Below are 19688 nucleotides of genomic sequence, written 5' to 3'. Positions count from 1 at the left end.
AAACAGTAAGCCTCCGAAAACTTATAGAGCCTTTCCCAGCAAGTTATTTAAGCAAATCAGGGGGTTTACCTGTCTTATGTTTCGGTGAAGAAAGGTGCCCATCTGGCAGTGTTGCTTGGCTGCATTCTTTACGGGATGACCGGCTTATTCCTTTCCCGGATTCACAACCTGCCCATAACTTCAATAATCTTTTATCGCCTGCTCTTTGGGCTTGCCTTTATTTTCACCTATCTTCTGACAACGAAAAGGCTTGGAGAACTGAAACCCGGAAAAAAGAAAGGGAGACTTCTCTTGCAGGACAGCTTTGTCCTTGTTAACATGTTCTTTTATTTCCTGTGCGTAAAAGAAACCTGTTTTTCCATAGCCATTCTGCTCGAATACACTGCCCCGATTTACGTAATGCTGGCCTCGCCTTTTGTTCTGAAAGAAAAGGTCGGAAAGGAGATCATTGCAGCCCTATTCCTTGCAATTACAGGCGTTTATCTGGTGATCCACCCGGAAGAGGGACTTGGAAACCTCGAGTTTTCCGGCAACCGTTTCATAGGGATCGCATCCGGGCTTTTTGCTGGAATGCTCCTTGCAGTTATCATTATGAACGTGCGGATCCTGAAAAAAGATCATTCCGAGTTTGCCATCGCTTTCTGGGGAACTGCGATCAGCTGCCTTCTGATGGCACCCTATGCTGTCGAGACCCCATTATCTTTACTCACCCCGAATTTCCCTGCTCTAATAATTTTTGGGACCGTTTCCGTGGGGATAGGGGGAGTTTTAACGACCATCGGATTTGCAAACCTTAAATCTCAGACCGGGAGCCTACTTGCTTTAATAGAACCGGTTGCAGGAGTTTTTTTCGATCTGGTATTCCTTGGAATCGCTCTTTCATCAGGTACACTTGCCGGATGTATTCTTGTGCTTGCCGCAGCTGTACTTGTCAGCCGCCAGAATTGTGATTCGGGAGCCCGCAATCCTGTTCGTTTCGCCACCCGAGTTTCGCTTCGTCACCCGAGTTTCGCTTCGGGAGCACGAGGTCCTTTTCGCTTCGCTCAAGAGGACTAAAAAAGACTAACTCACAGATATTCTGACCCGTACCACGTCATTCGCTGTATTATGTCGCTCCTGTCCCGCTCGACGCAGGAGAGCGGCCTTTCCCAAGAAGAAGGAAAAAAAGAAAAAAGTAGAGAAAACAAAAACGACTAATTGAGCCTGTAAGAAACTGACATTGAAAAGTGATCAAGGAATCGATAACTTCTGTTTCTTTTTTGCTTTTTTTGTTTATTTTTTCAGGGACTCCAGAAAAGCTGGCGGAGGCGCTGATAATTACTTGAATTGAAAACCAGTTTCCGGAGTTAAGGAAAGTATTCTCTTAATTGCAGTGCACCTTTGTCGGGCGATTATTCTCCAGACGACTGGCCGGCCGGGGTTTGGTGAGGCTCAGGGAACGAAAACTTAAAGCTTCCAGCACGGGACCCGGAATTGCTATACCAATCAATGATAACAGACCTGTAGCGTTCGGAAGAAGTGACGAAATAAAAAAGAAGATAGAATAAAAAAGTAAGATGAAATAAAAATGAAGGTTTACCTTCTGAGGATCATGGAACGCAGGCGATCGGCTGCGCTTGCGGACTTATCGGCAATGCCTCCTACCCTTTCAACAAGCCCCATAAGGTGGCAGACGCCTGCCCCTCCGATCTCGTCTTCGTGTTCGAAGATCTTTTTTAAGAGGGCTGTCTCAAGTACGTCCACATCGTGTTCCAGCTTTTCGACCTCAGGGACGATCTGCATGGTCTCTTTGATTTCTTCTTTGCTGAAAGAAGTGGCAAGAAGCTTGTAAAGCTCGCCCACAAGCTGGTCATATACCCTGGCAGTTTTCAGGGAGGTTGCCATGAGTTCCAGAAAACCTTCCTTGATTTCATCAGGGAGGTTTTTGCAGGGACGCAGGGTCATCCAGTAGGCTGAAGCCTGGGCAAAGTCAGCGATAGAGTCCTGCTGCTTGAGGAAAGAAAGGAGGTCTTTCTTGTTCACCGGCAGCCTGACGGAGGAGGGTATACTGGCCCTGATTTTCTGTTTGATTTTATCAGCGTCATGTTCCAGAATATCGATTTCTTCAGTACGCTCATCAAGAAGCGCCTGATCTCCGTTGCAGTAAGCTTCCATTGCTTCAGCGAGTTTCTCGACGGCAAGCACCCCTTTTCTGGCGTGCATTTCAAGGGGGACGAAGGGAGATTCTGCGACCACGTCGAGCACGGAACGGATGTAGTCTTTCATAAAAAGATCACCTCGAGCCCCACAAAGATTATTGCCGATGTCAGGGCAGCTATGGGGACTGTTGCTATCCAGGAAGAAATAATCCTCCAGATTACGCCAAGGTCAACGGCTGCAATACCTCCTGCAAGCCCCACGCCGATTACCGAACCTACAAGGGTGTGTGTGGTTGATATCGGAAGGGAACTGTAACTGTGGAGCAGGACAACCGACGCGGTTGCAAACTGTGCGGAAAAGCCGCGCGTCGGGGTGAGTTCCGTGATCTTTGACCCTATGGTTTCAACCACTTTATAGCCCCAGGTTGCCATACCTATTACCATGCCGAGACCGCCCATTACAAGCACCCAGATCGGGATTTCGGTTCCTGTTACCCCCATCACGTTAAGTGCGGCAGAGAGAGGCCCTACAGCGTTTGCGACATCATTTGACCCATGCGCAAATGCGATATAACAGGCAGTTATGAGCTGTAAGAATATGAATTTTTTCTCGACGCCAGGCAGATCCGATGCTCTGTGCAGGTAAAGGCTCCTTATTATAGTAAAGATCAGAAACGCAAGAACAGCTCCAAGAGCTGGAGATATAAACCAGCTGGCAATAATTCTCGTGAGTTCTCCCCAGTGGATGTCAGAAAAAGAGATGGTACCATTATAAGCTGCAACCAGCCCGAAGCCGAGTACCGAACCAACAATAGAATGGCTGGTTGAAACCGGGAGGTTATAAAAAGTTGCGAGAGTTACCCAGAAACTTGCGGCAAGAATTGCAGCCAGCATCCCCAGCACCACGATATCCGGGTGAATGCTGCTGATCATATCAATAGGAACGATTCCCTTCGCAATTGTTGAGGTTACCCGTTTTCCGAAGAACACGGCACCCAGGAATTCGAACACAGCGGCAATGACGATGACCTGCCTGATTGTCAGGGCTCCCGTCCCTACCGAAGTCCCCATAGCATTTGCGAGGTCGTTTGCCCCTATGTTCCAGGCCATATATAAGCCTGCAAGGATGATTGCTATGACAAGTAAATCCATTTTTCCTTACTCCGAGATTTTAAACTCCAAAACTGTTATAATTGTGACGATTTTTTGATTTATTCCACTTCATGCTTGATTTACGGAGTCTCAACGTGTTCTCCTAAATCCATGTCTCATCAATGTCTCTTATGGTATTCCAGACAATTTCATTATATTTTATGCTTTCCATATATTTTAGAGTACTCTATATAATCTATAGATCTATATATGCCTATTTTTAATATATTCTTATTTCTCTTTTCGATTGCGGAAATCTCTCTATAAGCAGTCTAACCTTCAGTGAGCCAATTTACAATGTCAGCACTTGAGTTCGATTTAAGCAGCTGGTACCTCGGAAGGAAATTCTATTTTTTACAGGAAGTGTATTGTGGAATGGAACGCCGTAAGGCGAGGAGAAATAGTGTCCGGAGAGCACATATTGTGATGACAACAAGGGCATTCCCAGATTTGAAATGCAAAGAATAGAAACCGTTATTGCATGGTTTGAACAAAGCGGAGCATTACAAGAAATGCTGTTAATCAATTTCTAAGAAATCCGATCCATACCCTGGTTTAAAAATTGAGAAAATTCAAAAGTTACCTGCAAAGCGGGCAACTGCGTAAGTTCAAATTATATAAGGGGCATTTTTAATTATATTAAGGTTATTTTTAATTATGAGTGCTTAATGCCTGACTACAAGTTCTGACTACGAATTCTGACTATTCTCTGCACACATATTTTACTAATGTATATAATAAATAATAAAGCCGCGTGCGATTACAAAAAAATCAATTTTTATGTAGCCGTAAACAGGCTAAAATGGAGATGAAAGAAGTGAAAGTCGCTGTTATTTCAACTGACGGAAAGGTTATCAATCAGCATTTTGGAAAAGCATCCCGCTTTTTTATATTTGAGATCGGCGGGGGCAAAATCCAATTCCTGGAAGTAAGAGAGTGCACACCTCTATGCGGCTCGGCGGATTACGGGAATCCGGAGGAGGTTTTGAATAAAACAATTTCTGTGATTTCGGACTGCAAGGCTTTACTTTGCGCCAGAATAGGAAGCCGACCGCAGGAAGAATTAAGGAAAAAAGGGATCGAACCAATAGAAGCTCCATATTTGATTGATGAAGCTTTAAGTAATCTCTCTATCGGGGAATAAACAGAGAGTCTAAACAGAGAGTCTAAACAGAGAGTCACGAATTTCCATCTTTAATGCACATTTTATTTTGCATGAAATCTTCATCACGCCTGGTTCCGGAAGGTTTCATGGGCAGTCCTGCAACCTATAGTGGATGTAAGATCAAAAAGAAGTAAATATTCCCTTTATAGCAGTCGATGAAATCCGCACGGAAGAACAGGTACGCCTTTTTAATTGAAAATGATTATGTGGATTTTGCTGCTATTGGCAGGGGCATGTTAGCCGACCCTGAGTTTGCCAACCACGTGATAAACAGCAAGCCTGTAAACAAGGTGTCAATTTCGTGATTTTCCTGGCTCCTTGCTGAATTCCCATTATAGGTAACAGTAGGGAGTAAAAAGTCTGGGTTAAAGAGACTAAATAAATTATAAATCCTGTTTTTATAGATTTGTCTTTTTTTATATATTTTATGAGTTAGAAAGTAATTAATTTTATCTGTGGTCGTAATGCAAATCCAGAGAAACATGATCTTGGCTCTACATTACATGGGGTTTTTAATCGGAAACTACATTGTCACTGAATACCCCCGATACACATGGATTTTTATTGTCTTATCAGCATTATGGGTATTTTTCTTTGAATGGGGACTTAATTATCTAAATAAGAGACATAATTTGGGAATTGAAATTCAGAGAAACACAATCGTACCTCTATACTACATGGCATTTATATTTCTAGACTACATTAAGCACCATCAGGACTCAGTGATACATCTATTCTTAATACCATCATGGACATTTTTCTTTGCACTGGGACTTGATTATTTGAACAGGAGATGCGATTCGAGGAAATCATATTATTTCTATTTGGCAGTTGCACTTTTGTCAAATGGATTCGTTGCTTTTGTTGTGGCCTGGATCATGGATACTATCGCTGCCGGAAAGGAAAGAAAAGAAGTTGAAAGAAATTTCCAAGAGAATTAAAAATATATATGAAGTTAAAACATGAAATGAACTGGATTTCGTTAGGCCTGAGTATGAAACTGAGAGAATTAATTCTCAAGAAATAAGGCAAAAAATCCTTAACATTTCTTATGTTAATTGGAAGAAACTGGGGTTTTTTAAAGGCATTTTGTATTATATGAAACAGAATGCCAAATCAGATAAACCGTTTACCCTTAACGCTCATGTTCTGGAAAGGTTAGAAATGTGGGAAGGTTGATGAAGACATGGAACGTGCTGGTTAAAAATATATACAGTTAAAAGAAATTATGTTTGGCCTGGTACACATGCTCTTTGTTGTTAATCATAGATTAATGCAGGGTAGATAGCAGAGAACCAGTAGATCCATAATACAATTGTGATCATGCTGATAAGTAATATTTTTGCAGTGTTTTTGGTGAATAATCTATACATTATTGCTGCAAGAATTCCTGAAGAAAACAGGACAAAAGGCGGTCTCAGTACATAAGGGAGATATTTGAAGAAACTGGACAGTATGTTTGTCTGAATTGCAAGAACATGATATATTACCATTGTTCCTACTATTACAGAGATTGCTACTATGATTTCTTTCAATTCTTTCTGTAAATTTTCTGTCATATGTTATCAAACGTTTTAACGACCTAAATAATTTATTTTTATTAATAACATTTCAAGTATGTGAGAGAAAGCACATTAAACTCTGAAATTAATACTTACTGTGACCAGGAAGAATCTTCCAATTGCTTATACGGAATGGAAGGAAATGGGATTCTCAAAAGGTACACTGCACGACATGAAACAGAATGCAAAGGCTGAGAAGCCTTTTACTCTTAATGCTCATGTTCTGAAAAGAGTGAATAAATGGGAAGTATCGGTTTCGGGCCAAAAGTAAAAATGTGTATGTTTTTACTGTAAAAATGGTAAAATTGTAAAAAATGTAAATTTTACAGTAAAATCGTAAAACGGAATCAATAGGAGTTGTAAGATTATTCATAACTTTACAGAAAAGTAACACTTTAAATTGTGTCAATAAGAACTGAAACATTTGATTCTTTCGTTAAGATAATTCTCTAAACGAATTGTGCTACTCAATTCCGATATAAATCCCCAGCTCCAATCAACTAATATAAAATCACTAAATTTTGATAATGTACAGAATATCTTTTGTGCGGATTCCTTATGGTGTTCATCATGTACATCTAATGTCAACCACATATTTTTTATAATGCTCTTTTCTTTGTCAGAGTCAAAAAATATAACTACATCATCACTATCACCATATGCCAGAGTATTCTGACATACTTCTCTATGACTGCCGTATCCTGTATAAACAATATCAAACTTGCAAGAAATGTTTTGTAGAGAAGAACAAAGTTTGCTAACAGATATGCGGAGTTCGGTTAAGGTAGTTGGATTTTCATCTCTAACATACATATCTGTCCAACCAATACCGTTATCAGCTTTGTGCTCTTCACTAAAATTAAGAATATTATTTATTTCTTTTTTGCAATAATTATAGTTCTGAACAGGCAGTATTTCTAATTGACAGTAATCATCTTCGTGAAAATAAATGCTTCTCATATTACAGCCACACTTTACCATTTGATTTCTGCTTTCTTATTGTGGAAAAATTTCTGTCGCTTGAAATATTTTTGTCGCTTTTTTGCTTTATGATTTTGTTATCGATTTTTAACGTCCTTAGAATTTTAGGAAAATAGCCCCGATTTTCAGTTTCTTGAAGCACTAAGTGACCATCAACTGTCATCCTGTGATTTCACTCCAAAACCGAATATGTTTAACTTTTGTATAGTCTATTTCCTCATGCCTTTTCATGCTGAACTCAATTTTTAGGTAAGTAAGCAGGTCTTCGCCATAATAAATATTGTCTGTTTGGTAAACTGAAAATACAGGATTACCCTTCTCTTCTGGTTCTGAGGAGATATATCTGTGCATAAATATGGGAATGAGCTTAGGTACCTTTTCCATCTCTTTTCTACAAAGTGCAATGGCTTCCAACTGATTGTTAGGTTTTAGCCCCCACCCTTCATACCAAAAATTATTGTGTTCAATGTCAAAGATCATGCCTTCAAGAGGCCAGCTCAACATCTTTTTAATTGAATTGACGTTATCTTCACTGAAGTTTCTCCAATTATAGAATCCTTTAGAGACAGGGAGAGCCGTTCTCAAAAAATCCTTAAGGTCCGGTGGAAAACGTATGTCATAAAACTGTTCGATATTATTGAATTCCTGTTCATCCAGGCCTTTTGAAAACGATACACCCTGTGAGGACAGTTTCTTGATTATCTCCGTGTAACACATGTCATATCTATGACAATATTTCATCTATAGTTATAAATTCTGTGATCTGTTGAATACTTTAATTTTTAAAATGTTGTGCATTATCTCTGCATTAGCGTACAAAAAATTCAAGTTACCATATCCCAAAAAATTAGTGTGAGGGGTGGGATTCGAACCCACGAACCCCTTTGTAAAAGTATCTTAGCTCATAGCCTTTGATATGTCTCGACAATCTTCGCATATTGAATGAAATACTTAATCTGCTTTTTGAGGGATACCATCCCCATAACTTTTGATATTTTTTCCAGACAAATCCACAAAAAACAAAGAAGAAAAGATACAAAAACAGAAAAACAGTCAGGTTAAAGGCGATAGGAACCTAAATCCTTTTATTACCCATCAAACGTGAACGATATGAAAATCTTTGGCATTCTTGGTAATCACCTTTGCAGTACTTTGATATCACTTCGGCAGGTAACTTACCCTTTTTCGGGGCAACTTTGCATGTGTAGGATTCGTTATCGGAATTTGGATTCACTGTTATGAGATAAGAACAATACATTCGAAACACCTCTAATATAATAATTTGAATTATCCGTACACACATAAAACAATATCTCTGCCGGAGTTTTAGTGTTTAATGTACCGGATGTTTACGTTTTCATAATTTAAAGCGAATCTGCTCCGGTGAATACACTTAGCTGAGAACCTAAAAACACCGGGAAGTACTAAACTCATTTTGTAAACAATACTCATTTTGTAAACAATATTAACCGAAAATTAAGGAATGGACGGTTTTTCTAACTTTCCATTTTTAACTTTTCTAAAAAAACTCTAATCTCTAGAGCACGCACCTGTAATTATAAATATCCTCTGATTTTATAATAATCACGGGATAACTTCATATTCACAACCAGAAGGGGAAATGGGGGATGGTAATAGATGAAAACTAAGGATAACTTATCCTTAACATTTTTGACTTCAACAGTCCTGCTTTGTTTTTTAATCATCGGTTCATTTGCTGCACTGGCATCCGGTGAACAAAACGCTTCGGATAACGGCTCATCGGCCAGTAATGAATTTCCGTATCCGCGTGGTACAGCTCCGGCATACGGGATGATGGGATGGGAGACAGGCACCCAATTTTTAACGGATAACGCTACGCTTGTCCACCTCGGATGGAGGACTTCCATAACGCCACAGCAGTTTGTTGATAACATTAATAGAGGCAAAGAACTGGGAATTTCGAAATATCTGGCAGCCACTAGCGGCCCGCAAATGGCTTCGGAAAGTTTCTGGAAAGATGTCAGGGATATGGGTGTTACTGATGATGATTTCTCTGGGGTCTATTTCCCTGACGAGGAAGGAAATCCTGCAACGCTTATCGCAATGTACACAGCTATGAAGCAATATTTCCCCAATGCTGTTGCCGGAGATTATTTAGGGGATATGGAGACCGGACTTGATGACGAAGAATTTATTCCGGGCCTGGATGTTAGTTATTTCACTACCTACACGAAATTTCATCCTGAACGCCCGCACGCCTGGGTATACGGGAATCTTATTGCCAATGCCCCTGACTGGAAAAATGCAGGAAAAACAGTATACGTAACAGCAGAAGCCTTTGGTCAGGCTATCGAGGTGAATGCTTCCGACCCGGATTTGAGCACTGCGAAAAAGGTGGCTGACCGTCATGAAAGTCAGATTGTGATGGGAATTTTGGGCGGAGCGCAGGGTGTTTTCTCATACGCTTACAAATACGCAGAAAATACTCCGAGCTATACAGGCTGGGCTAGCTTTAAGCCAAAATATGAACAGATCTGGCCCTGGATTATGGAAGGAAACCGGACACTTCTGGCAACAAACGTAACCAGCGGCAGAACAGGTATAACTTCGGACCCGGGAGGGAGAATCGATGCGGTTACGGCTTACATATTTACTGATGCGGACGGTAGAAAATTGGTTGCATCATCGAGCATGCTTGATTTTACTGAAGCAGATTGTACGGAAAATAATGCTACAATTACCGGCGTGCCGGGTGGAACGTATGATGTCCTGTGGGAGAACAGGACCGTGACCGTTACCGATGGGACCATCAAAGATACCTGGGAACCATATGAGTACCACTTTTACCAGCTAAGGAGGAATGACACCGGTACTGGATAAGCTCTAACTGTTACCAGCGGTTTCAGTATTCTATCACCAGCAGTACGGTTCGGTTTCTTTCACCGGGGGGTCAGCAGGTTACTATCTTTGCTGACTCTCAACTCTTTCTCTTCTGCTACTGATTATTTTCCCTTTTCTAGCTTTTAAGACAGATTACTTATCAACCAAAAATTATGCACATATACATATATTTTATAATACCAAATAAATAATATATGTTGCAAAACTAAATCAGAAATCTGTCAGACTTTTTTCAATGGTACATGTGGGGATTGCTTCACTGATACCAGTGAAGGGACACCGAATTCATGGTACTGGGACTTCGGGGATGGAGATATTTCAGACGGACAGAACCCGATTCATACTTATTTATCAGCTGGAAACTATACAGTCTGTCTGACAGTAAGCAATGTAAATGGTATGGATTCAAAGTTAGCTACAATAGGTGTAATATAAGTTCAATGAAAAAAGAATTCCAGCATAAAAGTAGTGGAAGAAGCAGTTACGGTAGCATAGTGGCGGTGCCGGAGTTCCTGACAGATAGGCAGATCCACCCATTAATTCATTTTTAATATCTGTCCTTTTTTCTATCCTTCTGCCAGTGTTTCTACGGAAAAGGTGGAATAGGAAAATCAACCGCTTTCTCTAATCTTTCAGCGGTGCTTTCGGACCTGGGCCACTAAACCCGTTTATTCTCTCGATCTTTGTCGTACGAACCGGAGTGAATTCGTTTTTGGGACAAAAAGTATTTTACCGATAAGTGCTCTCCTCAGCGTATTCACAATTGTGAAATCGGTTGAATATTCGAAGTCTCTGGGGCTGGCAAACAGAATAATCAACTGTCATCGTAGACGATCGGTATAAATGGTCAGTATAAACGGTCGGTATATATCCATGCAAAAAGAACATTTACATAATGCATGATCAAGCGATTTTCATGGATGGGAGACCTACTTCGTGGTTTTTTCCCAAACTGCTCCAACCTTAAAGGATACAGAAGCGGCAGCATGGATGAAATGTTATGAAAATTGAAGATTGCATGGAAGATTTCCAGATACCCCGGTACCTCCATTACATGGACAGTGCTGCGACCAGCCTTATCCCCGAGCCTGTCATAGCTTCCATGAACGAGTACGACCGGCATTACCGCGCTAACGTGGGCAGGGGGATGCACAGGCTCACAAGGGTTGCAACTCAGAGGTATCAGGACGCACATGATTCGGTCAGCAGTTTCGTTGGCGGAAAAGAGGGCACAACAGTCTTTACCAGGAACACTACGGAAGCCATCAACATGGTTGCAGCCGGACTGGACTGGCAGCCCGGAGACCGGGTAGTTACAACAATAGCAGAGCATCACTCCAACCTGCTTCCCTGGCTCAGGTTGCGCCAGAAAGGTGTTGAGGTCGTAATTCTCCAGCCGGGTCCGGGGGGCATCTTTGCTGCAAGGTCTTTCGATGAGGCAGTTACTGTTGATACAAAACTGGTTGCGGTCAGCCATGTTTCAAATGTACTCGGGACCGTTCAGCCTGTCAGGGAGATCGCTGCTATCTGCAAAGAGCGCGGAGCGCACTTTCTGGTTGACGGGGCACAGTCCGTACCTCATTTTTCAGTGAATGCTCAGGACATGGGATGTGACTTTCTGTGTTTTTCAGGGCATAAGATGCTGGGACCGACCGGTACAGGTGTGCTGTGGATGAAGGATGCGGTTATTTCTCCGTTTATGGTAGGAGGAGGCATGATTGATGATATAGATGCTGAAGGTGACACTGTCGAAGGATATTCCCTTGCAGCTGGTTATAAGCGCTATGAAGCTGGCACACCGAATATATCCGGAGCGATCGGGCTGGGACAGGCAGTGAAATATCTTGAAAGCCTGGGAATGGATGCTATATTCAGGCACGAACAGAAGCTAACCGAACGTTTTCTCGCAGGGCTTTCAGGGATAGATAATGTCACTGTTTACGGGCCAGAGGACCTGAAAAACAGGATCGGAGTTATCTCTTTTAACATAGGCAAGATCCATCCTCATGAGATAGCTTACCTGCTTGACGAAAGGGCAGCGATTCTGGTCCGTTCGGGAGACCACTGCTGCATCCCATTAATGAGGCATCTGGGGCTTGAAAACGGTACTGTGAGGGCAAGCCTTTATTTATATAATACTCTGGAAGAAGTCGACCTGCTTATTGAAACAGTCGAGGAAATCGCTCGTATGGTGTAAGGAGTTGGGTATAAGGATGTACAGCACGGTTTCCTGTATAAAATATGATAACGGGTCAATGGTCCCGTCATCGCATGATGTCGTAATGGAAGTGCCTCTTGCGGTTTTTGTTAACGGGCGCCATGCTCTGACCGCAATGGTGAGTCCTACAATGCTTGAAGAATTTGTAACAGGGTTTTTATACACAGAAAGGATCATCAAAAAACCGGAAGATATCGAATCATTGCGTATAGAAGAAAACCGAAAAGAAAAAGGTACAGATACATTGAGTGCCAGTGTACTGACAAAAGATCCGTTTTCGATTATGCTTTCGGGCAAAACCGTTCTTTCGGGATGCGGCGGAGATACCTCATACGTGGACGCTGACAGGCTTCCGAAAATCCAGTCGGATCTGGTCACTGATGTCTCAACAATAAAGGATATCATGAAAGAAACGCTGGTCTCGGACCTTCATACCAGAACAGGCGGCATACATATCGTAGGACTTTTCGGGCTGGATGGGAAGATCTGCATAATAGAAGATATCGGCAGGCACAACGCCTTTGACAAGGTAATAGGTTATGGACTGAAACACGGTGTTGACTTCTCCAGAACAATCGTGACCTGTTCGGGAAGACTTTCTTCGGAGATGGTAAGGAAATGTCTTATGGCCAATATCCCTGTTATCGCATCCCGAGGTGCGACCACCACGCTTGCCATAAGTATGGGGGAGCAGTCAGAGCTTACCATTATTGGTTTTGTCCGGAGCCGGAAAATGAACATCTACACAGGCACGGAAAGGATCAAAAATGAGGAGCGTTTTTAACCATGAGTCCTTAATGCTTTAGTAAGGGTCCTGCGTGCTTAACTGTAAATCTCAGTTCTCCTGGTGCTTATATTACCAATGCTTATTACGAATCCTAATGCTTATTACGAATCCTAATCTTATTACGAATCCTAATGCTTATTATGAAGCCTAACGCTTAACTAAGAGTCCTGCTAATTCTCCAAACGCAGGGCTTTCTGATGCATATAAACCGCGTACAATTTAAAACGTCTATTGAGGAATACTGATGAACGAGCCACTAAAAACAATAAGGGAAACAAAACCCCTGATTCATCATATCACCAACTGGGTAACTATTTACGACTGCGCCAATATGACAAGAGCTTTCGGTGCACTTCCTGTAATGGCACATGCCCCTGAAGAATGTGCTGACATGACAAAGATCTCGTCGGCTCTTGTACTCAATATCGGAACCCTGACATCCGAAATCATAGATTCCATGCTGTTTTCCGCTACCGCTGCAAACGAAAAAAATATCCCGGTGGTGCTTGATGCGGTCGGCGTCGGGGCTACGAAATTCAGGGATGAAATGGCTGCAAAAATCCTTGCTTCGGTCCATATTGACATCATCAAAGGCAATTACTCCGAAATTGCAAAACTTGCAGGCGAAAATGCCGAAACAAAAGGAGTTGAAGCAACCTCAATTAATGCCGACCCCGCAAAAGTTGCAAAAGCATTCGCAAAATCCGGACCTTACATCGTGGTAATGACAGGAAAAGAAGACATCATAAGTGACGGAAACAGGACCTTTATCGTAAAAAACGGGCATGAGCTGATGGGGTCAATTGTAGGGACCGGCTGCATGGCTGCCTCCATAATCGGTTTATTTGCTGCTGTTAATCGGGATTACTGTGATGCTGCAAGAGATGCTTTATGTTACTTCGGAGTTGCAGGAGAACTTGCAGCTGCAAAATCCAACGGGCCCGGAAGTTTTAAGGTCCACCTCTATGACGAAGTGTTCAACCTGTCAGATGAGAAAGTAAGGAGTAGGGAGACTGTCGAAGAAAGATGAAATTGAAAAATGGGACTTCCACAGGGTTTGATCGCAACATAACAATTTACCGGTTGGCTCCCAATTACTTTTACCAGCCGGCTTCGAATTACTTTTGAAACACGCACGCTAAACGGGCTGAAGCATTATGGACCAGAAAAACCCCAATCCGAAAAATTTCGATCCGAGAAATTCCAATCCGAGAAATTCCAATCCGAAAAATTCCAATCCGAGAAATCTCCCCCGGAAAATTTCGCTTTTAAAAGAGATCGACTATTACCTTGTAACCGACTCCGGACTCTCAAAGAAAGGGACTTTACCCGACGTAAAAGAAGCAGTTGAAGCAGGCTGCAAGATTGTTCAGTACCGGGAAAAAAACAAGAGCACGAAAGAAATGGTCGACGAAGCATCTGAAATCAAGAGTATTTGCGGTGATAGAGCAATATTTCTTGTAAATGACCGAATTGACGTTGCTCTGGCAGTTGATGCGGACGGAGTTCACATAGGCCAGGACGACATGCCTATTGAAATCGCAAAAAAACTCCTGGGCCCGGAAAAGATAATCGGCATCACCGTCCACAATGTCGGAGAAGCAATCGAAGCCGAGAAAAGCGGTGCAGACTATGTAGGTCTGGGCTCCATCTTTGATACCTCAACAAAAAAAGATGCAGGCAAGGGGATAGGCCCTGCCAGCATAAGGGAAGTTAAAAATGCAATAAAAATCCCGGTAGTCGCCATTGGCGGAATAAACAAGGAAAACTGCATATCCGTGGTTGAAAATGGGGCTGATAGCCTTGTTGCAATTTCTGCAGTTGTTTGCAGTGACGATGTAAAAAGGGAAACAAGAGAGTTTATTGATATTATTCGGGAAGTAAAAAACTCAAGCCGACAATAATCAGCCGGTTGATATATTCCCGGGTCTTCTGGAACTTGAATCTTCAATTTTTCTCTTCAACGCCGTGCAGGACTACTGGATCCCGCCTGTCAGCAGATAAAATACCTTTTTTGACCCGAAGAAGCCTCATGTTTCAAATTCCCATAATATAGAACGCCTCCGCCAGCTTGTCTGGCGGCCCTACCCAAAAAGCAGAAAAAGAGGCTCAAAAAAGTATTTTCCAGTAGAATTTAATTTGTTCGTTTCTGTTAGTGTCTTACCGACTTCATCGATAGTTTTCGCTTTATAAAATTTTCTACTCATTCCTTCTCTTTTTTTGTCTTTTTGGAAAAGCCCGCTCTCCTGCCTCTATTTACTTTACCATTGTTTTTAAGTTGGTCTGCTTGAGCGCAGCGAAAAAGACTGCGTACCTCCCGAAGCGAAATTCGGGAAGCGCAACTCGGGGAGCTAAACCAGGGTAGCCCGACTCGGTAGCCCGACTAAGGTTACTCAAACTTATTTTATGGCAGGCTTGATGGACGCCTGCCTGCTGGTCCTATCCCATTTCCAGGGCTCGTCAAGGATATTGACAGTAACGTTTTCTATCCCGTTAATGCTCAGGACCTTTCTCTTTACCTGATTTTTAAAGTATTCGATCATAGGACAGGCACTTGTTGTCAATACAAGGTTTACATCCACATCTGTCCCGTTCACGATGACTTCCTTGACAAAGCCCAGGTTGACGATATCTACTCCAACTGCAGGATCGATCACGTCCTTTAGCAGGGAATAAATCTGCTCGTCTTTTTTGAGCGGGGTTTTTTCTGAGGTCATAACGGCTACTGGCACGGGAGCGGTTGCTGCTATTTCATGAGCCTGTAACCGTTCCTCTAACCTGCTCATGCGGTCAAGCACCTGACTTATTACGGTAAGCACGGGGTCCGGTAGCTTATTGTGATCCAGCTGCTCTGAAGGTGCGGAAGGCTGTGGCGTTCCTGCAATCCTGGCAGGGACTCCGACTACGGTGGCTTCGGGTGGAACTGACCGAACCACAACCGAACCGGCACCTACTTTTGCCCCTCTTCCTATCGTAATCGGTCCGAGTACGATTGCCCCTGAGCCGAGAACCGCGTCATTTTCAACAGTGGGGTGTCGCTTTTTCTTCTCAAGGGCTGTCCCTCCGAGTACGACTCCCATGTATATGAGGACGTCATCCCCTACTTCGGCAGTTTCTCCGATTACCACTCCTGATCCGTGGTCAATAAATACTCGCTTCCCCAGCTTTGCTCCCGGATGAATTTCAACGCCAGTGAGCGCCCTTGAGATATGAGATGTCAAACGGGCAAGAAACAAGAGGTCTTTGTTCCAGAGCGAGTGCGCTACTCGGTGCATCCAGATAGCATGCAGGCCCGGATAGCAGCAAAGCACCTCGAGTGTTGACCTTGCTGCAGGGTCTTTTTCGAAAACTGTTTTTATATCTTCCCTGATTCCCATTTGAATCTTCCAGTATGGTTGTAAGTAGATCGGTCAAATAGTTCAGTCAAGTAAATCAGACAATATCTCAGTCAAGTAGCTCAGTCAATATCTAAGCCAAACAGATCAGTCAAACAGATCAGTCAAACAGGTCGGTGCTCAGATAACGCTCTCCCGTGTCAGGAAGGATGACAATAATCATCTTTCCGCTCATCTCTTCTCGGGATGCTACCTGCAAGGCTGCGTATGCAGCCGCTCCTGATGATATGCCTGCAAGGATGCCTTCTTCCCTTGCCAGCCTCCTGGCCGTGGCAATGGCATCTTCTGCGTTTACTTTGATAATTTCATCAACAAGGTCGAGCTGAAGCACATAAGGAATGAAGCCTGCCCCGATTCCCTGAATCCTGTGCGGGCCCGGTTTTCCACCGCTGAGAACCGGGGATTCTGCGGGCTCTACTGCAATTGCCTTGAAATTGGGTTTCCTTTTTTTGAGAACACCGGCAACACCTGTAATTGTCCCTCCCGTTCCCACGCCTGCTACAATCACATCCGCCTTGCCGTCCGTATCTTTCCATATTTCTTCAGCAGTTGTCCTCCGGTGAATTTCAGGATTTGCAGGGTTCTGGAATTGCTGGGGTAAATAGTAGAGAGCAGGATCTGCTGCTGCCATCTGCTCTGCTTTGTTGACTGCACCTTTCATCCCTTCGGATCCGGGGGTCAGGATGAGTTCTGCTCCCAGAGCTTTCAGCAGTTTTCTTCGTTCTACAGTCATTGTCTCGGGCATTACAAGGATGAGCTTGTAGCCACGGGCAGCACACACTCCTGCAAGAGCAATGCCGGTGTTCCCGCTTGTGGGTTCGATAATAGTGGTGCCCTCTTTGATTTTTCCCGCACGTTCGGCTTCTTCGAGCATTGCCAGTCCGATCCTGTCCTTCACGCTCCCCATCGGGTTAAAGGATTCCAGTTTAACCAGCACATCCGCATGCAGATCCTTTGTGATGCGGTTTAAGCGGACAAGGGGGGTGTTTCCGATTGTCCAGGTTATGTTTGAGTAGATTTGCCCCATCTTTTTCACCGTTTCATTTACCATTTTCCTGAAATTTGCCGTTCTCCGCAGTCCATGCCTGCCTGAATTAATCCTTCAATCATAAACTGATAAAAGGAGTGTGCAGGAAAATTCACAATTGTGAATTATATATGACCTCAGATATAAAGTTATCGAGCAGGCAGTATACTTCAATGAACTGCAAAGGAAAAAGCAGAAATAAAAAAGGCGCCCGAAGTCAGTACAATGGGTGCCGGACCGAGATGAAAGTTTAAAAATAGACTGATTAAATAGACTGATTAAATAGACTGATTAAATAGATTGATTAAATAGACTGATAAAATGGATTGATTAAATAGACTCATGAATAGACTTACAAAACAGACTAATTAAAGTGAACTTATTCAAAAACAGGATACTCATTTCTTTCAGTTTACTTTTCTTTTTCAGTTTACTTTTCTTTTTCAGTTTACTTCTCTTTTTCAGTTCACTTCTCTTTTTCAGTTCACTTCTCTTTTTCAATTCACTTTTTTTCAGTCCATTCTTCTTTTTCAGTTCACTTTTTAGTTTTCTTCTCTTCAACTGTCGGTTCTTCGGAAACACAGGTGCTACTGCAGCTGCCTCCAATTCCTCTTGCACTTGTACAGATCTTGCAGATCCTTGGGACAAAGTCGTCAACTTTGTTGTCGATTAAGTCCTGGGCAAGTTTTTCGATCAATTCTTTCGTCTCACCCTGGAACTCGATCCTGTATCCCCTTTTCCCCGAAATATACTGGGAAACTGCCGACGGGGCAATCCCCAGCAGCTTTGCGGAAGCTGCCTGCGACTGTCCTTTTTTTACAAGTTCGATTGCAAGACTGGCCCTTATTGCGGGGACCAGATCCCACACAATCTTCTGACACGGAGTTTCCATATTATCATCACTTATTGAGGTTTTACAATTGAGAACAAATATAACCCATGTACATATATATTTATTATCATTATCAAAAATAATAATAAGATCTCCCCGCGAAGCAATAATTTCAGGGCAACTGCTAAATTTAAGAGGTTTGGCTTTTTCTGGCAGGATATTTTTCAGGATAAAACTTAAATAGTCACAATTGTTAATATGAATCACAATTGTGAAGGTGTAGATGTGATAATTGAAAACAGAACCATTTACATGGACAACTCTGCTACGACTCCCGTAAGGAAAGAAGCGGTTGAGGAAATGCTCCCCTACCTGACCGAAAACTTCGGAAACCCTTCTTCCATCTATGAGCTCGGGAAAACCTCAAAACATGCGGTAGAAAAAGCAAGAAAAAGGGTCGCAGATGCCATAGGGGCTGAAGATAATGAAATCTATTTCACATCCGGAGGCACCGAGTCCGATAACTGGGCAGTAAAGGGGGTAGCCTTTGCAAACAAAAACAGAGGAAAACACATAATCACAAGCTCGATAGAACACCATGCAGTCCTGCATGCCTGTGCCTGGCTCGAAGGGCAGGGGTTTGAGGTAACATATCTTCCGGTTGACCGATACGGAATGGTTTCACCGGAAGATCTGAAGAATGCAGTCAGGGACGATACGATTCTCATTTCCATAATGCTTGCAAACAATGAAATCGGGACAATTCAGCCCGTCGAAGAAATCGGAAAAATCGCAAGGGAGAACAGGATATATTTCCATACGGACGCCGTGCAGGCGATCGGGCACATCCCTGTAGACGTCAGGAAAATGAATATCGACCTCCTGTCCCTTTCAGGCCATAAGTTCGAAGGGCCAAAGGGCTGCGGAGCACTTTATATAAGGAAAGGGACAAAAATCGAAGCTCTTCTCCATGGAGGGGCTCAGGAAAGGAAACGCAGGGCAGGCACCGAAAACGTGCCCTCCATCGTGGGCCTCGGAAAAGCTATAGAGCTCGCAACAGGCGAAATGGAAGAAACGAATAAGTCCCTGCTGGAAAAGAGAGAACGCCTGATTAAAGGCCTCCTGCAGATCCCGAAAACCCACCTGAACGGGCACCCAACAGAAAGGCTTGCAAACAACGTAAATGTCACTTTCGAATACATCGAGGGAGAGTCGCTCCTGCTGCTCCTGAACGCAAAGGGAATTTTTGCATCAACGGGAAGCGCATGTAACTCCACTTCTCTTGAACCCTCGCACGTGCTTACAGCCTGCGGAGTCCCGCATGAAATCGTACACGGTTCCCTGAGGTTGAGCCTCGGAAGGATGAATACCCTGGAAGATGTGGATAGGGTACTTGAGGTCGTCCCCGAGATTGTCCAGAAGCTCAGGAATATGTCGCCATTGACCCCTCAGGAATACAGGGATGTTTGAATAACCGGAATGCTTGAACAAAAAAATTAAGGAATATTGGAATGAAAATTAAGGGTTATTTAAACGAAAATTCGGGAA

Annotated in this window: 22 protein-coding genes; 14 read left to right on the top strand and 8 right to left on the bottom strand. The window is 43.0% G+C overall.

The features are described 5' to 3' along the window. Nucleotides 1-84 precede the first annotated feature (84 nt). On the top strand, nucleotides 85-1056 hold the full coding sequence (locus tag ACSAZL_RS08065) for a DMT family transporter (RefSeq protein ID WP_440948174.1): 972 nt from the start codon (nucleotides 85-87) through the stop codon (nucleotides 1054-1056). A gap of 368 nt (nucleotides 1057-1424) precedes the next feature. Then, nucleotides 1425-1547 (top strand): hypothetical protein, encoded by a 123-nt coding sequence (locus ACSAZL_RS08060; RefSeq protein WP_440948173.1) that lies wholly within the window; start codon nucleotides 1425-1427, stop codon nucleotides 1545-1547. Nucleotides 1548-1575: 28 nt separating this feature from the next. On the opposite strand, the gene ACSAZL_RS08055 is transcribed toward ACSAZL_RS08060, so the two are convergent. After that, nucleotides 1576-2265 (bottom strand): TIGR00153 family protein, encoded by a 690-nt coding sequence (locus tag ACSAZL_RS08055; RefSeq protein ID WP_440948172.1) that lies wholly within the window; start codon nucleotides 2263-2265, stop codon nucleotides 1576-1578. Next, on the bottom strand, nucleotides 2262-3290 hold the full coding sequence (locus ACSAZL_RS08050; protein ID WP_440948171.1) for an inorganic phosphate transporter: 1029 nt from the start codon (nucleotides 3288-3290) through the stop codon (nucleotides 2262-2264). Before ACSAZL_RS08050 ends, ACSAZL_RS08055 begins: the two co-directional genes overlap by 4 nt. 802 nt (nucleotides 3291-4092) lie before the next feature. On the opposite strand from ACSAZL_RS08050, the gene ACSAZL_RS08045 reads away from it, so the two are divergent. The 3 genes from ACSAZL_RS08045 (at nucleotide 4093) to ACSAZL_RS08035 (ending at nucleotide 5396) form a co-directional block, all read left to right on the top strand. After that, nucleotides 4093-4434 carry a NifB/NifX family molybdenum-iron cluster-binding protein gene (locus ACSAZL_RS08045; RefSeq protein WP_440948170.1) on the top strand — a complete coding sequence of 114 codons (342 nt, stop codon included), beginning with the start codon at nucleotides 4093-4095 and terminating at the stop codon, nucleotides 4432-4434. Nucleotides 4435-4610: 176 nt separating this feature from the next. Further along, on the top strand, nucleotides 4611-4760 hold the full coding sequence (locus ACSAZL_RS08040; RefSeq protein ID WP_440948169.1) for a hypothetical protein: 150 nt from the start codon (nucleotides 4611-4613) through the stop codon (nucleotides 4758-4760). Nucleotides 4761-4919: 159 nt separating this feature from the next. Next, entirely contained in the window at nucleotides 4920-5396 is a 477-nt protein-coding gene (locus ACSAZL_RS08035; protein ID WP_440948168.1) for a hypothetical protein, read from the top strand. Between the two features lie 318 nt (nucleotides 5397-5714). Here the strand turns inward: ACSAZL_RS08035 and ACSAZL_RS08030 are convergent, their stop codons facing one another. Continuing rightward, nucleotides 5715-6014, bottom strand: coding sequence for a hypothetical protein (locus tag ACSAZL_RS08030; protein ID WP_440948167.1), 300 nt, complete (start codon nucleotides 6012-6014; stop codon nucleotides 5715-5717). 100 nt (nucleotides 6015-6114) lie between these two features. Here ACSAZL_RS08030 and ACSAZL_RS08025 point away from each other — a divergent pair, with 100 nt between their 5' ends. Continuing rightward, complete coding sequence (locus ACSAZL_RS08025) at nucleotides 6115-6288, top strand: hypothetical protein (RefSeq protein WP_440948166.1); 174 nt, start codon at nucleotides 6115-6117, stop codon at nucleotides 6286-6288. A gap of 134 nt (nucleotides 6289-6422) precedes the next feature. Here ACSAZL_RS08025 and ACSAZL_RS08020 read toward each other — a convergent pair whose 3' ends face one another. After that, nucleotides 6423-6998, bottom strand: a complete 576-nt coding sequence (locus tag ACSAZL_RS08020) for a hypothetical protein (RefSeq protein ID WP_440948165.1) — start codon at nucleotides 6996-6998, stop codon at nucleotides 6423-6425. 159 nt (nucleotides 6999-7157) lie between these two features. Then, complete coding sequence (locus ACSAZL_RS08015) at nucleotides 7158-7715, bottom strand: hypothetical protein (protein WP_440948164.1); 558 nt, start codon at nucleotides 7713-7715, stop codon at nucleotides 7158-7160. Nucleotides 7716-8636: 921 nt separating this feature from the next. Here ACSAZL_RS08015 and ACSAZL_RS08010 point away from each other — a divergent pair. From ACSAZL_RS08010 to thiE, 7 genes are all read left to right on the top strand, one after another. Further along, nucleotides 8637-9860, top strand: coding sequence for a hypothetical protein (locus ACSAZL_RS08010; protein WP_440948163.1), 1224 nt, complete (start codon nucleotides 8637-8639; stop codon nucleotides 9858-9860). 204 nt (nucleotides 9861-10064) lie between these two features. Next, complete coding sequence (locus ACSAZL_RS08005; RefSeq protein ID WP_440948810.1) at nucleotides 10065-10316, top strand: PKD domain-containing protein; 252 nt, start codon at nucleotides 10065-10067, stop codon at nucleotides 10314-10316. 119 nt (nucleotides 10317-10435) lie between these two features. Beyond that, on the top strand, nucleotides 10436-10543 hold the full coding sequence (locus ACSAZL_RS08000) for a hypothetical protein (protein WP_440948809.1): 108 nt from the start codon (nucleotides 10436-10438) through the stop codon (nucleotides 10541-10543). 338 nt (nucleotides 10544-10881) lie between these two features. Continuing rightward, nucleotides 10882-12078 carry a cysteine desulfurase gene (locus tag ACSAZL_RS07995; RefSeq protein WP_440948162.1) on the top strand — a complete coding sequence of 399 codons (1197 nt, stop codon included), beginning with the start codon at nucleotides 10882-10884 and terminating at the stop codon, nucleotides 12076-12078. A gap of 4 nt (nucleotides 12079-12082) precedes the next feature. Continuing rightward, nucleotides 12083-12883 (top strand): formate dehydrogenase accessory sulfurtransferase FdhD, encoded by an 801-nt coding sequence (fdhD, locus tag ACSAZL_RS07990; protein WP_440948161.1) that lies wholly within the window; start codon nucleotides 12083-12085, stop codon nucleotides 12881-12883. A gap of 247 nt (nucleotides 12884-13130) precedes the next feature. After that, the gene (thiM, locus tag ACSAZL_RS07985) at nucleotides 13131-13916 is read left to right on the top strand and encodes a hydroxyethylthiazole kinase (RefSeq protein ID WP_440948160.1); all 786 of its coding nucleotides are present in this window, start codon (nucleotides 13131-13133) and stop codon (nucleotides 13914-13916) included. A 127-nt stretch (nucleotides 13917-14043) separates the two neighbouring features. Further along, entirely contained in the window at nucleotides 14044-14790 is a 747-nt protein-coding gene (gene thiE / locus ACSAZL_RS07980; RefSeq protein WP_440948159.1) for a thiamine phosphate synthase, read from the top strand. A gap of 495 nt (nucleotides 14791-15285) precedes the next feature. On the opposite strand, the gene cysE is transcribed toward thiE, so the two are convergent. The 3 genes from cysE to ACSAZL_RS07965 all read right to left on the bottom strand — a co-directional run bounded on the left by cysE (nucleotide 15286) and on the right by ACSAZL_RS07965 (nucleotide 18200). Then, nucleotides 15286-16263, bottom strand: coding sequence for a serine O-acetyltransferase (gene cysE, locus ACSAZL_RS07975; RefSeq protein ID WP_440948158.1), 978 nt, complete (start codon nucleotides 16261-16263; stop codon nucleotides 15286-15288). 118 nt (nucleotides 16264-16381) lie between these two features. Then, nucleotides 16382-17308, bottom strand: coding sequence for a cysteine synthase A (gene cysK / locus ACSAZL_RS07970; RefSeq protein WP_440948808.1), 927 nt, complete (start codon nucleotides 17306-17308; stop codon nucleotides 16382-16384). A 535-nt stretch (nucleotides 17309-17843) separates the two neighbouring features. Continuing rightward, nucleotides 17844-18200 carry a transcriptional regulator gene (locus ACSAZL_RS07965; RefSeq protein ID WP_440948157.1) on the bottom strand — a complete coding sequence of 119 codons (357 nt, stop codon included), beginning with the start codon at nucleotides 18198-18200 and terminating at the stop codon, nucleotides 17844-17846. Between the two features lie 198 nt (nucleotides 18201-18398). Between ACSAZL_RS07965 and nifS the strand changes: the two genes are divergently transcribed. Further along, the gene (gene nifS / locus ACSAZL_RS07960; protein WP_440948156.1) at nucleotides 18399-19610 is read left to right on the top strand and encodes a cysteine desulfurase NifS; all 1212 of its coding nucleotides are present in this window, start codon (nucleotides 18399-18401) and stop codon (nucleotides 19608-19610) included. Nucleotides 19611-19688 lie beyond the last annotated feature (78 nt).

The sequence above is a fragment of the Methanosarcina mangrovi genome, assembly GCF_052057765.1.
GTDB lineage: Archaea > Halobacteriota > Methanosarcinia > Methanosarcinales > Methanosarcinaceae > Methanosarcina.
The sequence above is the reverse complement of the archived record's forward strand: the minus strand, read 5'-3'. Positions and strand labels throughout refer to the sequence as shown.